Source organism: Hydrogenophaga sp. (assembly GCF_965657535.1).
Classification (GTDB): Bacteria; Pseudomonadota; Gammaproteobacteria; order Burkholderiales; family Burkholderiaceae_C; genus Hydrogenophaga.
In genome coordinates, this window is the sequence record NZ_CBFHOP010000010.1 from 74,900 (window position 1) to 87,779 (window position 12,880).

Here is a 12,880-nt window from a genome sequence, read left to right on the forward strand (position 1 = left end):
AATAAACACGACATATTCAGGAACCCATGGCTGAACTGCCTAGCCCCAAAAAAACCCTGATCGTCGGGGCGCTTTGGTCCGTTGGTGCGCGCTGGGCCATCAAAGGCATTGGATTTTTAAATACGGTGATCATGGCCCGTTTGCTGATGCCAGCAGACTACGGCATTGTGGCTATGGCGATGCTGGTTGTAACCCTTATTCAAGCATTGCTGGATTTTGGTGCAGGTACCGCGCTGTTGCGCAAAGCGGAGGTTTCAAAAGATGAAATTGACTCGGCTTGGACGCTTCGTCTCCTTCAAAGCATCGCAGTCGCAGGGGTCTTGATCGCCATAGCGCCGCTGGCTGTTCATTATTTCAACGAACCCAGGGTGCTGAATGTTTTGTGGCTGTTGGCGGTTTGCGTAGCACTCAGTGGGGCCGGCAACATCGGCATGGTTCTGGCGTTGAAAGAATACAAGTTCCACCTTGAGTTCAGGTACAACGTTGTTTCAAAATTGTTCAGTGTGGTTGCCACCGTGGTGGCTGGTTACTTTTTACGCGATTACCGAGCGCTGGTTGTTGGTCTTGGTGTTGGGTATATTGCTGGGCTGGTATTGAGCTATTTCATGCACCCTTACAGACCGCGCTGGAACACAAAAAAAATCGGAGAAATATGGGCTGTTACGAAGTGGCTTATGTTGTCTGGCGTGGGGACTTTTTTACTCAGAAATACCGATGAATTTGTGGCCGCACGCATAGGTTCTACAAATGAATATGGAATTTACAACGTCGGATCGGATTTGGGGCGGCTGCCAGTGGGCGAGTTGGGGCCAGCCATGATGCGCGCTTTTCTTCCGGTGTTGACTTCCATGCAGTCGGACATGCAGCGGACCAATGAAGCTGTATTGAAAACCTTGTCTGCCGCAAACGCGATTACCTTGCCAATGGGTTTTGGGGTGGCGGCGCTTTCGCTGCCTTTGGTCGAATTTGTGCTAGGCGCGCGGTGGGTGGCTGCTGCGCCGTTTGTCGCCCTGTTTGCCTTGGTTGGAAGCATTCAGTTTGCCATGAATCCTCTTAATTCTTTGTTGATTATGCGGGGGCATACTCGAAATCAGAATACCGCTGTGTGGGTGGAGTTTTTGGTGTTTTTGATGGCGGCTTTTGTTCTTGTTCCCAAGCTGCATTTGATCGGTCTGGTTGGGGCTCGGCTGTTCGCTGGGCTGGCCAATTGTTTGTTTATCTGTGTCGTTTCGGTTCGTTGTTGTGGCTTGAGTTTTACCGCTATTTTTCGCGCGCTTTTCCGTTCCATTGTGTCTGCCGCTGCAATGGGGTTTTTCGTGTTGGGCGCCATTGCGTATTTTGAAGCTGTTTGGCTGAAGCTGCTGGTGGGTGTTTTTTGCGGGGTGGCGTCCTACATATTTTTGTTGTTGATTGGCTGGATGGCCTTTCGAAAGCCTGAGGGTCTTGAGTCTACGGTTTTGGAATATGTGAAATTGAAGCGGGCGTAGGCGCGGTGTCGATCGGTATTTTTGGTGCACAGTTTTTCAGCAGATGATGGTTTTGGTTTTTGTGTTTCATTTTTAAATGTGTTTAATCTGTAGCGAGAATTCAGCGTTGAACATTGCAATGGGTTGTGCATGATGCGGATATTACATACCTTTGACCATTCCATTCCCTTGCACAGCGGGTACACCTTTCGCTCGGCGGCGTTGCTGCGCGAGCAACGGGCGTTGGGTTGGGAAACGTTTCACCTCACGTCCCCCAAACAAGGCATGACCGAGCAACTTGAAGAGGATGTCGACGGGCTCCACTTTTACCGCACGCCACCCGCAATCGGCGCCGTTGCACACTGGCCCATCGTGGGTGAAATGCAATTGATGCAGCAGCTGGCCACCCGAATGGAGGTGGTGGTCTCATCGGTCAAACCCGACATCATTCACGTCCATTCCCCCGTGCTTAATGTGTTTCCTGCCATTCAGGTGGGGCGCCAATGGGGTATTCCGGTGGTGTATGAGATTCGAGCTTTCTGGGAAGACGCGGCGGTAGACCACGGCACCACGCAAGAGGGCAGCTTGCGCTACCGCGCCACGCGGGCTCTGGAAACCAGGGCCATACGCCAGGCCGCCCACGTGTTCACCATTTGCGAGGGCTTGCGCCGCGACATCGTGGCACGGGGGGTGCCCTCGGCCAAGGTCACGGTCATACCCAATGCGGTGGACGTTGAAGGTTTCCAGCTGGCCCAGGCACCCGAGCCGGCGCTGCAAGAGCGCTGGGGCACCCAGGGCCGCACGGTGGTCGGTTTCATAGGCTCGTTTTACGCGTACGAGGGGCTGGACTTGCTGGTGGCGGCCATGCCGCAGTTGCTGCTATCGCGGCCCGACATGTTTTTGATGCTGGTGGGGGGCGGGCCGCAAGAAGCCGCCCTGAAAGCGCAGGTGGCAGCGCTTGGGCTGGGCCAGCATGTGGCGTTTACCGGGCGCGTGCCGCACGCCGAGGTGAACCGCTACTACGACCTGATCGACGTGCTCGCCTACCCGCGCCATTCCATGCGGCTGACCGAGCTGGTGACCCCACTCAAACCACTGGAGGCCATGGCCCAGGGGCACCTGTTTGTGGCCTCTGATGTGGGGGGCCACAAAGAACTCATCCGCCACGGCGAAACCGGCTGGCTTTTCAAGGCTGACGACGCCCAGGCCCTTGCCGATGCCATTCTGGACATGCTCCAGCACCGCGCCCGCTGGCCAGAGCTGCGTGCCAATGGCCGCCATTTTGTCGAAGCTGAGCGCAATTGGCGCCACAGCGTCGCCCATTACGAAGCGCCCTACAGGGCTCTGCTAGGCAAGGGAATTCCATGAAAGTCCTGGTCGTATTCGGCACCCGCCCAGAGGCCATCAAAATGGCGCCGCTCGTCAAAGCCCTCCAGGCCAGGGCTGGCGACATTGAAACGGTGGTGTGCGTCACCGCCCAACACCGCCAGATGCTCGACCAGGTGCTCAAGTTGTTTGACATCGTGCCCGAGCACGACCTCAACATCATGAAGCCCGGCCAAGACCTGTTTGACACCACCAGCAACATCTTGCTGGGCCTCAAGGGCGTGCTGCAGCAAGAACAGCCCGACCTGATGCTGGTGCACGGCGACACCACCACCACGCTCGCTGCCAGCCTGGCGGGCTATTACGCCCGCGTGCCGGTGGGCCACGTTGAAGCCGGCTTGCGCACAGGCAACAAGCACTCCCCTTTTCCGGAGGAAATCAACCGCAAGCTCACAGGCGCCATTGCCGACATCCACTTCGCGCCCACGGGGGCTTCGCGCGACAACCTGTTGCGCGAAGGCGTTGCCGCTGAAGCCATTTGCGTGACAGGCAACACCGTGATCGATGCCTTGCTGGCGGTGGTTGAAAAGCTGCGCGACGGCGAAACGCTGAAAGCCGAGCTGGCGCAACGCTTTGACTTTCTGAACCCGCAGCGCCGGCTTGTTCTGGTGACCGGGCACCGCCGCGAAAATTTTGGTGAAGGCTTTCAAAACATCTGCGAAGCCCTGGCAGACATCGCCGCCGAGCACGCCGATGTCGACATCCTTTACCCGGTGCACCTGAACCCCCATGTGCGACAGCCGGTCAACAGCATCCTGGCTGCTCGCGGGCTACATAACGTGTATCTCATTGAGCCGGTGGACTATTTGCCGTTCGTCTACCTCATGGAGCGGGCACACATCATCCTGAGCGACTCTGGTGGCATACAGGAAGAAGCGCCTGCGCTGGGCAAGCCGGTGCTGGTGATGCGAGACACCACCGAACGGCCTGAAGCGGTGGACGCGGGCACCGTGCGGCTGGTGGGTACGTCGCGCGAAAAGATCGTGCAGGAGGCCCGGCGGTTGCTGACCGACGAAGCCCAATACACCCGAATGTCCCGATCGCACAACCCGTATGGCGATGGCGAGGCCGTCCAACGAATCATCCAATCCATCATGAATTTGAAAGGGAAACCCTAAATGGCACGCGAACTGCAAAAAATCATCGTCATGGGTCTGGGCTATATCGGCCTGCCTACCGCATCCATGCTGGCCACCAAGGGGCACACGGTGCTGGGTGTGGACGTGGACGCATCGGCGGTCAATACCATCAACTCCGGCCGCATCCACATCATTGAGCCCGACCTCGACATCTTGGTGCGCTCGGCGGTGAACAGCGGCAACCTGCGCGCCTCGCTCACGCCGGAAGAGGGCGATACGTTCATTTTGGCCGTGCCCACGCCATTCAAGGACGAAGACGGTAACGCCAAAGCGCCAGACCTGAGCTATGTGGAAGCCGCCACACGCGCCATCGTGCCTTATTTGCGCGAAGACAACCTGGTGATCCTGGAGTCCACATCGCCCGTGGGCACCACCGAAGTGGTGGAACGAATCATTGCCACGGAACGGCCCGAATTGGTGGGTAAGGTCCACACAGCCCATTGCCCCGAGCGGGTGTTGCCGGGGCAAATATTGCGCGAACTGGTGGACAACGACCGCATCATTGGCGGCACCACCAAAGCCGCTGTTGCCAAAGCACGCACGCTGTACAAGACCTTCTGCAACGGCGCCATTCTGGAAACAGACAGCCGCACCGCCGAGCTGTCCAAACTGGTCGAAAACGCGTTTCGCGATGTCAACATTGCGTTTGCCAACGAGTTGTCCGTCATTTGCGACAAGCTGGGCATCAATGTGTGGGAAACCATTTCGCTGGCCAACCGCCATCCCCGCGTCAACATCTTGCAGCCAGGTCCGGGCGTGGGGGGTCACTGCATCGCGGTAGACCCTTGGTTCATCGTGTCCAGTGCGCCCGCCGAAGCGCGCCTGATTCGCACCGCGCGCGAGGTGAACGATTCCAAACCCCATTGGGTCATTGAAAAAGTGCGTGCCAAGGCCGAGCGGTTCAAAGACCCGATCATTGGCTGCCTGGGCCTCACCTTCAAGGCCAACATTGACGATCTGCGGGAGTCGCCTTCCATGGAGATTGTCAACATGTTGCTGCAGTCAAAGCTGGGCACGTTGATGGCTTGTGACCCCAACGTGGCCAAAGACAAGGCTCCGTTTCCTTTGTACGAACTGAAGGACGTGCTAAAGCAGGCCGACATTTTGTTGCTGCTGGTTGACCACCACGAATTCACCGATATTGATCCGCAAGTGATCAAGGACAAAGTGGTGATTGACACCAAGGGTGTGTTGCGTTGATGGGGTCTTTCGATTTTTTTGCGCAGTTTCGATGAGGGTTGAATCGTGATGCAGGGCGCACTTCTATGAATGTCTACCTGACTGTTGATACCGAGCTGGCCTCAGGTTTGTACCGGTTGCTTGGGCCAGGCGGCGAAAAAGAGATTTTTGATCGCTCCATACGTGGCCGGACCAACAAGGGTGATGTTGGTCTGGGGTACCAGATGGATGTCCTGGAGCGTTATGGGCTCAAAGGGGTGTTCTTTGTTGATCCCATGCCATCTTTGGTGTTGGGTGTGCCTGTCATTCGAGAAATGGTCAAGCCGGTCGTTGAGCGCGGTCATGATGTTCAATTGCATTTGCACACGGAATGGTTGCAGTATGCAGATTGTTCGCCGGTTGAAGGTCGGTTGGGCAGCAACATCAAAGACTTCACCCTGGAAGACCAATCCACCTTGATTAAATATGCAAGCGGTGCCTTGGTGGAGGCGGGCGCTCCAGCCCCAGTTGCTTTTCGGGCTGGTAACTATGGCGCTAATGACGATACACTGCGTGCACTCGGTTTGAATGGTATCCAGTACGATACAAGTTTTTGTCCTGGAATAGACCAGTCGGCTTGTCAAATTGAATTGCCGCGAGAAGTCAATCAGCCGGTGGAGCATTGTGGGTTAATTGAGGTTCCAATAGGTGCTATTTCCGGCGCAAATGGGCGGCGGCGCCATGCTCAGCTTACCGCGTTGTCTGCTTGGGAAATAATGGCTGCGTTGGACCATGCCCATCAGATGGGTGCGGAGGGCTTCACGTTGGTTTCGCACAGCTTTGAGTTGATGAGCCGTGACCGCACCAAGGCAAACCATATTGTGCGTCATAGATTCGAGAAGGTGTGTGCCGCTTTGGGCGCGCGCCAATATTTAAATACTGCTACCTACCATTTGAATCCACCAGTGGTGTCAAACGTTCCCAGTTTTGAATTGTTGGGGCACAGTTATGTTCGAACGGTTGCCAGAAATATCGAGCAGGCGGCTTCCAATTATTTTTACGGCGCCAGGTAACTGTTTGCCATGTAGCCATGCTTTTTCACCAATAGGTCAAACATTTGATGAAGCTGCTTCTTTTTTCGTCTTTGTACCCCAGCGCGGTGCGACCCATACACGGCATTTTTGTCGAAACGCGCTTGCGCGAGCTCGTCAAGACCGGGCAGGTGCAAGCCAAGGTGGTGGCGCCGGTGCCGTGGTTTCCCTTGAGCGCGCCCCGGTTTGGCGAATACGCCCAGTTTGCCGCCACCCCCCGTTTTGAACACCGCCATGGCCTGGACGTGGACCACCCGCGTTATGTGCTCCTGCCCAAGGTGGGTATGAACATGGCACCTTACACGATGGCCCTGGCCGCCTTGCCCACGCTGCGCCGCTTGCAACGCGAAGGCTTTGACTTTGACCTGATCGACGCCCACTACTACTACCCCGACGGTGTGGCCGCCGGCCTGCTGGCCAAGTGGCTGGACAAACCATTGGTGGTGACCGCCCGCGGTACCGACCTGAACCTGATTCCCCAGTACCCGTTTCCCCGCAAGCTGATCTTGCAAACCGCAGCACAAGCCAGCGCGTCGATCGGCGTGTGCAAAGCGCTGATGGACTCGCTGGCGCAGCTGGGCGCTGACCCGGCCAAGCTGCACACGCTGCGCAATGGGGTCGACCTGGACCAATTTACCCCAGAACCGCGCGAAGCCGCCCGCACCCGCCTGGGGTTGAACCCGCAAGGCCAATATGTGTTGTCGGTGGGTCACCTGGTGGAGCGCAAAGGCCACCACATCGCCATCGAGGCACTGGCCCAGCTACCTGCGGTGAATCTGCTCATCGCCGGCGCTGGCCCGGAAGCCGCCGCGTTGAAAGCCCTGGCGACCCGCCTGGGTGTGGCGAACCGCGTGCACTGGGCCGGCGTGGTGCCGCAAACCGAGCTGAAGTGGTGGTACAGCGCCGCCGATGCGCTGGCGCTGTGCAGCAGCCGAGAAGGCTGGGCCAATGTGTTGCTTGAGGCCATGGCTTGCGGCACGCCAGTCATGGCCACCAACATTTGGGGCACGCCTGACGTGGTGAGCACGCCGGCAGCCGGGCTGCTGATGGAACATCGCGATGCGCCATCGCTGGCGTGGGCGTGGCGCCAATTGCATGCAGACCTGCCGTGCCGCGCTGCAACGCGCCGGCATGCTGAAACGTTTTCATGGGATGCAACGACCCAAGGACAGCTGGACCTTTTCAGGAGCCTGTTTTGATTGAAGGTGCCTTGTTGCTGGCTGCACTGCTGGTTTTTCTTGGTCTGCTCCGTGGCGCCAGCAAGCCCGGTGCCGACCGCTCGAATCTTGGCTTTTTGGCTTACCGCGAAGCGCCCAACACACCGCAAAATCGGGCGGATGCCCCGAAGAAAGGCGGTGTTTGATGCGTGACCTGGTCTTGCTGGGTTTCATGCTCTTTTATGTACCGCTTGGTGTGGGCCATGCGTTTGCCGGCTATCTGCTGTGGGGTTGGGCGGGGCTTATTTCGCTCGGCGAATACATGTACGGCTTTATGGGCGGTTTGCCCTACGCCATGGTTTTTGCGTTGGCGACCCTGTTTGCGCTGCTGGTACGGCGTGACCCGCAGGCCGCGCCCTTTGCCATGAACCGCACCACGCTGTGGATGCTGGCTTTTGTTGCCCACGGCTTGTTGTGCGCGCTGTTGGCTTACCCAGGCCTGGTTCGCAATTGGGAATTGTTTGGCAATCTGGCCAAAACCGTGCTGTTTTGTGTGGTCATGCCTATGTTGGTGACGAGCCGTCTGCGCATCCATGCTGTGGTGGTCATGTTGGCCCTGGCGGTCAGCTTTCATGGCGCGCTGGAGGGACTGAAGTTCATCGCCAGTGCCGGCGGCCACAACGCCCAGGGGTTAAGCAAGTTTGGCGACAACAACCACTTTGCATTGGTGTTGCTGATGGTGATTCCGCTGCTGGTGTACCTCTTTCATTATTCGGAAAAATGGTGGGTGCGCGGGGCGTTTGCCGCGGCTGCCCTCTTGACTGTGTTGGCTGTGGTGGCCACCCATTCAAGGGGCGGGCTGGTCGGTTTGTTTGCAATTGCCCTGTGGCTGGTTTTCAAGGGCCGCCACAAATTGGCGGGCATGGTGGCCATCGCGCTGGCCGGTGTTCTGGTGGTGCAGCTGGCTCCGCAAGACTGGAGCGAGCGCATGGACACCATTCAGCAGGCGGGCGACGATGCGTCTTTTATGGGGCGGGTAGACGCCTGGAAAGTGAGCTCGGCCATTGCAGTGGGCCACCCGGTCTTTGGCGGCGGGTTTCGCGCGGTGCAATCGGTCCCCGTCTGGGAGCGCTTTAAAGATGCGCCCAGCCTGCTGGGGTTCGTGGATACGCCACCACAGACCAAGAGCGCCCGCGCGGCCCACAGCATCTGGTTCGAAGTGCTGGGGGACCTGGGTTTTGTGGGTTTGCTGTTGTTTGTGGGCCTGTTGCTGAATGCCGTGGTGAGCCGCCGTGAGATCTTGAAAATGGCGCGCCTCAACCCGCCCCAACACCAGTGGGCCGCAGACCTGGCCGACCTGTTGCTGGCCGTTTTGCTGGCGTATGCGGTGTCAGGCTCCTTGCTCAGCGCCGCTTACTTTGAACTTCCCTACGTGGTGATGATGCTGATGGAAGTCGTGAAACTGCAGTTGCAGCGCGAACAACGTGCTCAACCCTCTTTGACAGGGGCCACCTAAACCATGTTCCAGCAGCTGTTCAACGTTGTTGCACACGGCAAGCTCACCGTGTTGTTGTTTCACAAGGTGCCCCGCCAACGCCACCCGTTGGCAAGCACCGAGCTCGACCTTGCCGGTTTTGAACGCGTGCTTCAAACAACCATGCGGCTCTTCAACATACTGCCACTTGAGGACGCCCTGACCGCTTTGCGCGCGGGCAACTTGCCACCACGGGCGGCCTGCATCACCTTTGACGACGGCTACCCTGACTGGCTCAAAGGCGTTGTGCCAGTGCTGCAAAAGCACAATGCACATGCCACGTTTTTCATCACCAGCGGGCAGTTCAGTGGGCTCCCCATGTGGAACGAACGCATATTGCATGCGGTCGCTGCCGCCCCGGGCGCACTGCCCGAGCTTCAACTCGGCATACCGGGCGTACCGCCTTTGGGCTTTGCCAGTGATACCGAGCGGCACAACACCATTCGGCAGCTTGACCGCGCCCTGAAATACCAGGCGCCGCAAGACAAAGAGCGCCTGCTGCTGGGGCTGGAGCGGCACACCGGTCACAACGCGGCTCGGGTTCCCGTGATGTGCGGCGCAGACCTGCGAGCCCTGCACGCCAAAGGTTTTGGTATTGGTGGGCACGCCGTGACACACCCCATTTTGAGCCGGTGCACGCCTGAGCAGGCTTACCAGGAAATAGCGGGCGCCCGCGAAGCGCTGGAAGCCCTCGTGCGAGGCAAGGTGCTTGCATTTGCCTACCCCAACGGCATACCCCATCAAGACTTTGGGCCAGAACACATTGACATGGTGAAACGCGCGGGCTACACCAGCGCCGTGACCACCCACCGGGGCGCAGCCACGGCAGAAACCTCCCGGTTTCAAATACCGCGCTTCACGCCGTGGGGGCCATCGGCCGCCAAGATCGACCTGCAATTTGCCCGCAATTTTCTGCAAAAACCCACCTTGCTGGCTGAAGCCGAGGCCCCAGGCAAGCGCGTCCTGATGGTGGCCTTCCACTTTCCCCCCCAGGCGGGCAGCAGCGGCATCTTGCGCACGCTCAATTTTGTCAAATACCTGCCGCAATTTGGTTGGCAGCCATCGGTGCTGACCGCAAAGCCCAAGGCCTATGTAGAACAGCGCAACGACCTGGTCGCCTCCATTCCGCAGCAGACCCGCATGACAAGGGCCATGGCCTTGGATGCTGCCCGGCACCTGTCCATTTTTGGAAAGTACCCTCGCATTTTTGCCTTGCCAGACCGGTGGTCTTCCTGGTGGCTGCCTGCGGTGGTGGGTGGTATGCGCGAGATACGGCGCGAGCGCCCAGGCCTGATTTGGAGCACCTACCCCATTTCCACCGCCCACCTGATAGGGGCCACGCTGGCGCGCTTGAGCGGCCTGCCCTGGGTAGCAGACTTCAGGGACCCCATGGTGAGTGCCGACTACCCAGCGGACAGATGGCAACGCGGTCTGTGGCGCTGGCTGGAAGCGCGCGTGCTGCGCCAAGCCGTTGCATGCGTCTTCACCACCGAGCGAGCGGCGATAGAATATGCGCAGCGTTACCCCGCATGCGCCCACAAATGCAAGGTCATTGAAAACGGTTACGACGAAGAGGCGTTCACCCATGCAACGCCAAACCGCCGAGGCGCGCCAGAAACGACACGCTTGATGCTGCACAGCGGACTGATCTACCCGCAAGACCGCGATCCTTCCACCTTTTTTGCCGCTGTGAGGGCTTTGCTGGACGAGGGGCGGCTTGATCAGGGCGCACTGTGCATTCGCTTCAGAGCACCACAGCACGGTGAAGAAGTGATGGCATGCGCACGAGCACAGGGCGTTGACGCCTGCGTTGAAATTGCCCCGCCCTTGCCCTACCAGGAAGCCATCGCTGAAATGCTCGCAGCGGACCTGCTGCTGGTTTTCCAGGGCAGTCATTTCAATGCGCAGATACCTGCAAAAATTTATGAGTACTTGCGCGCGCACCGCCCATTGCTGGCTGTCTTGGATCCTGCCGGTGATACCGCCTCAAAGTTGAAGCAGTTCAGCGGTACTTACATAGCCGATATCGCTAATCCACATTTCATTTGCAGAGAAATGGAGCGCTATTTGGGCCGGTCGCCATCAGAACCGTGTGATCAAGAGCGTTTGGCTCGCCTTGCAGAGGTAGGCCGGTACTCACGGATTTCTCAGTCAAGCTTGCTTGCAGATTGTCTTTCTGGCGTGGACCACAAACCGCAGTTCGGAGCGTTCAAGTAATTGGGAGAAATAGGTTGTCTGAAAAAACAAAAATTTATCTTCAGGCGATATTTTTTCTTCTGGTTTTTGTCGCCGGATACTTGGTGCTGAACCACCGACCAATTGTGGTGGGCGTGTTGTACCGTTGGGCCGCCAGTGACTACAAAAATGCCATTTTCAATCTGCTCTTATTTGTTGTGCAAGGTGGCTTGTTGTGGTTGGCATTTGTTTGTTTGCCCAGGTTGCCTTTTGTCATCCTAGTGTTCCTGGTCTTTTTGTCTGGGGTTGTAAATATTATTTACCAACAAGTGTTGGGGAATTTGCTGGATGCTGCATCCGTCCAGTGGATGCTAGAAGAATTGCGGCAGCTTGATACGGCCTTTGGTGAGTTTTCTAATTTGTTTTTAATTGGATTTTTGAAGACCATTTTCGCCATCTCTTTAATGGTATTTTCCAGATATTCTTTCATTCGATGGAGGGTGGGGGAGGGAATTTTTTTCAAAATCAATTCGCTCCGTGTCCCATTGTATATTGTATTTTTGTTGCTGTTTTTTATGGCAGACGTTTTGATGACCAACGCGGGACGCTCGCGTGCTGGAGAGATGAATATTTATGGTGCACTCGTCAGGCAGGCGGTGGAGGTCTTGCCCGAGCGAGCGCCACCTGTTGTGGTACCCGCCACAGCACCCTTGGTAGACAAAATTGTCCTGTTGGTCGATGAGAGTATTGGCTGGAAAATTTACGACAAAATATTGAAGCCCGGATGGATATCCACGTTTTCTGGCATTGATCTCGGTGAGGCGAGAGCGCTTTCTAATTGCAGCGCTCAAAGCAATGCGGCGCTTAGGTGGGGCGTCAACGTTCAAGATACAGATGCAACAACCGATCTCCGGAAAAACAGCACGATTTGGGCCTATGCCAAGAGCGCTGGATATCGAACGACACTGATAGACGGCCAGACCTTGGGGGCGCCGCAAAACTATCTCTGGACTTCGGAGTTGGCTTTGATTGACGCGTTCAGCGCGGCTGATAAGGGGATTGATACGGATTACCAGATCGCATTGGATATAAATTCTATTCTCCGGCGTCCTGGGCGTGACTATGTATTTGTCGTTCTCCGTGGCGCTCATTACCAATACCATGACAACTACCCAAATGGTGAGCTGGACAGGCATCTGCCCAAAGATGTTCAGTATGAAAAGGCTGTGACCTATTCAAAGAAGAGTTTTATGGAGTCGGTTTTTTCGGGGGTTGATAGATCAAATACGGTGGTCTTTTATACATCAGACCACGGGCAGTATATCCATGGTAATGGCGTTCCGCATTGCAACGACACGCCGGTACGGGAAGAGCTTTCGGTCCCTCTGATGGTGTTTGCTCCCGGCTTTCTGAGCCATTTTCAAAAGACCGCGGCTGACGTGGGTGTGGTCCACTCGCACAGTCAAATATTTCCGACATCTTTGGTGCTCATGGGCTACGGGGAGCGCTACGCCGAGCTGGTCTATGACGCTTTGTTGCCCCTCGGGTCCAAGCGATTGCTGCGGTTTGGCAAGAAGATGTACCCAAGGTCGGAGGGTGATCGAATTCAGTTGTTTGTTGATTGATGGGTTCATGGGTTCATAGATTGATGGATGTTGTTGAGGTGATCTTTTCTCCCGATGGTGTAGTGAATCGCCCCAACAAAAACGCCCCTTGAGGCGTGAGGTCTCAAGGGGCGTTTTTGGGGTGAGTGGTGCGTCTTGCTACCAATTAA

General features: G+C 56.9%; 10 protein-coding genes and 1 pseudogene. All 11 read left to right on the forward strand.

Annotation, left to right across the window (positions count from 1 at the left end; genetic code table 11):
- Window positions 1–26 precede the first annotated feature (26 nt).
- The 11 genes and pseudogenes from ACTG4K_RS16595 (at window position 27) to ACTG4K_RS16645 (ending at window position 12,731) form a co-directional block, all read left to right on the forward strand.
- Window positions 27–1,487 (forward strand): lipopolysaccharide biosynthesis protein, encoded by a 1,461-nt coding sequence (locus tag ACTG4K_RS16595; RefSeq protein WP_439115323.1) that lies wholly within the window; start codon window positions 27–29, stop codon window positions 1,485–1,487.
- 132 nt (window positions 1,488–1,619) lie between these two features.
- Window positions 1,620–2,834, forward strand: coding sequence for a TIGR04063 family PEP-CTERM/XrtA system glycosyltransferase (locus ACTG4K_RS16600; protein ID WP_439115378.1), 1,215 nt, complete (start codon window positions 1,620–1,622; stop codon window positions 2,832–2,834).
- Window positions 2,831–3,970: a non-hydrolyzing UDP-N-acetylglucosamine 2-epimerase gene (wecB, locus tag ACTG4K_RS16605; protein WP_439115324.1), complete on the forward strand. Its 1,140-nt coding sequence runs from the start codon at window positions 2,831–2,833 to the stop codon at window positions 3,968–3,970. Before ACTG4K_RS16600 ends, wecB begins: the two co-directional genes overlap by 4 nt.
- Window positions 3,971–5,191: a UDP-N-acetyl-D-mannosamine dehydrogenase gene (gene wecC, locus ACTG4K_RS16610; protein WP_439115325.1), complete on the forward strand. Its 1,221-nt coding sequence runs from the start codon at window positions 3,971–3,973 to the stop codon at window positions 5,189–5,191.
- 65 nt (window positions 5,192–5,256) lie between these two features.
- Window positions 5,257–6,222: a polysaccharide deacetylase family protein gene (locus tag ACTG4K_RS16615; RefSeq protein ID WP_439115326.1), complete on the forward strand. Its 966-nt coding sequence runs from the start codon at window positions 5,257–5,259 to the stop codon at window positions 6,220–6,222.
- A 47-nt stretch (window positions 6,223–6,269) separates the two neighbouring features.
- A complete protein-coding gene (locus tag ACTG4K_RS16620) occupies window positions 6,270–7,439 on the forward strand; it encodes a glycosyltransferase family 4 protein (protein ID WP_439115327.1) in 1,170 nt (389 codons plus the stop codon).
- On the forward strand, window positions 7,436–7,603 hold the full coding sequence (locus tag ACTG4K_RS16625) for a hypothetical protein (RefSeq protein WP_439115328.1): 168 nt from the start codon (window positions 7,436–7,438) through the stop codon (window positions 7,601–7,603). The genes ACTG4K_RS16620 and ACTG4K_RS16625 overlap by 4 nt, the downstream gene beginning before the upstream one ends.
- Complete coding sequence (locus ACTG4K_RS16630; RefSeq protein ID WP_439115329.1) at window positions 7,603–8,913, forward strand: putative O-glycosylation ligase, exosortase A system-associated; 1,311 nt, start codon at window positions 7,603–7,605, stop codon at window positions 8,911–8,913. The genes ACTG4K_RS16625 and ACTG4K_RS16630 overlap by 1 nt, the downstream gene beginning before the upstream one ends.
- A gap of 141 nt (window positions 8,914–9,054) precedes the next feature.
- Window positions 9,055–9,663: pseudogene (locus ACTG4K_RS16635) on the forward strand (polysaccharide deacetylase family protein); the annotation flags it as partial.
- Between the two features lie 279 nt (window positions 9,664–9,942).
- Window positions 9,943–11,148, forward strand: a complete 1,206-nt coding sequence (locus ACTG4K_RS16640) for a glycosyltransferase (RefSeq protein WP_439115379.1) — start codon at window positions 9,943–9,945, stop codon at window positions 11,146–11,148.
- 14 nt (window positions 11,149–11,162) lie between these two features.
- Window positions 11,163–12,731, forward strand: coding sequence for a sulfatase-like hydrolase/transferase (locus tag ACTG4K_RS16645; RefSeq protein ID WP_439115330.1), 1,569 nt, complete (start codon window positions 11,163–11,165; stop codon window positions 12,729–12,731).
- The last annotated feature ends 149 nt before the right edge of the window (window positions 12,732–12,880 follow it).

Excerpts from the sequence above, each read along its gene's own strand:
- ACTG4K_RS16595 (WP_439115323.1), top strand. The coding sequence starts at position 27 with ATGGCTGAACTGCCTAGCCCCAAAAAAACCCTGATCGTCGGGGCGCTT.
- ACTG4K_RS16600 (WP_439115378.1), top strand. The coding sequence starts at position 1,620 with ATGCGGATATTACATACCTTTGACCATTCCATTCCCTTGCACAGCGGG.
- wecB (WP_439115324.1), top strand. The coding sequence starts at position 2,831 with ATGAAAGTCCTGGTCGTATTCGGCACCCGCCCAGAGGCCATCAAAATG.
- wecC (WP_439115325.1), top strand. The coding sequence starts at position 3,971 with ATGGCACGCGAACTGCAAAAAATCATCGTCATGGGTCTGGGCTATATC.
- ACTG4K_RS16615 (WP_439115326.1), top strand. The coding sequence starts at position 5,257 with ATGAATGTCTACCTGACTGTTGATACCGAGCTGGCCTCAGGTTTGTAC.
- ACTG4K_RS16620 (WP_439115327.1), top strand. The coding sequence starts at position 6,270 with ATGAAGCTGCTTCTTTTTTCGTCTTTGTACCCCAGCGCGGTGCGACCC.
- ACTG4K_RS16630 (WP_439115329.1), top strand. The coding sequence starts at position 7,603 with ATGCGTGACCTGGTCTTGCTGGGTTTCATGCTCTTTTATGTACCGCTT.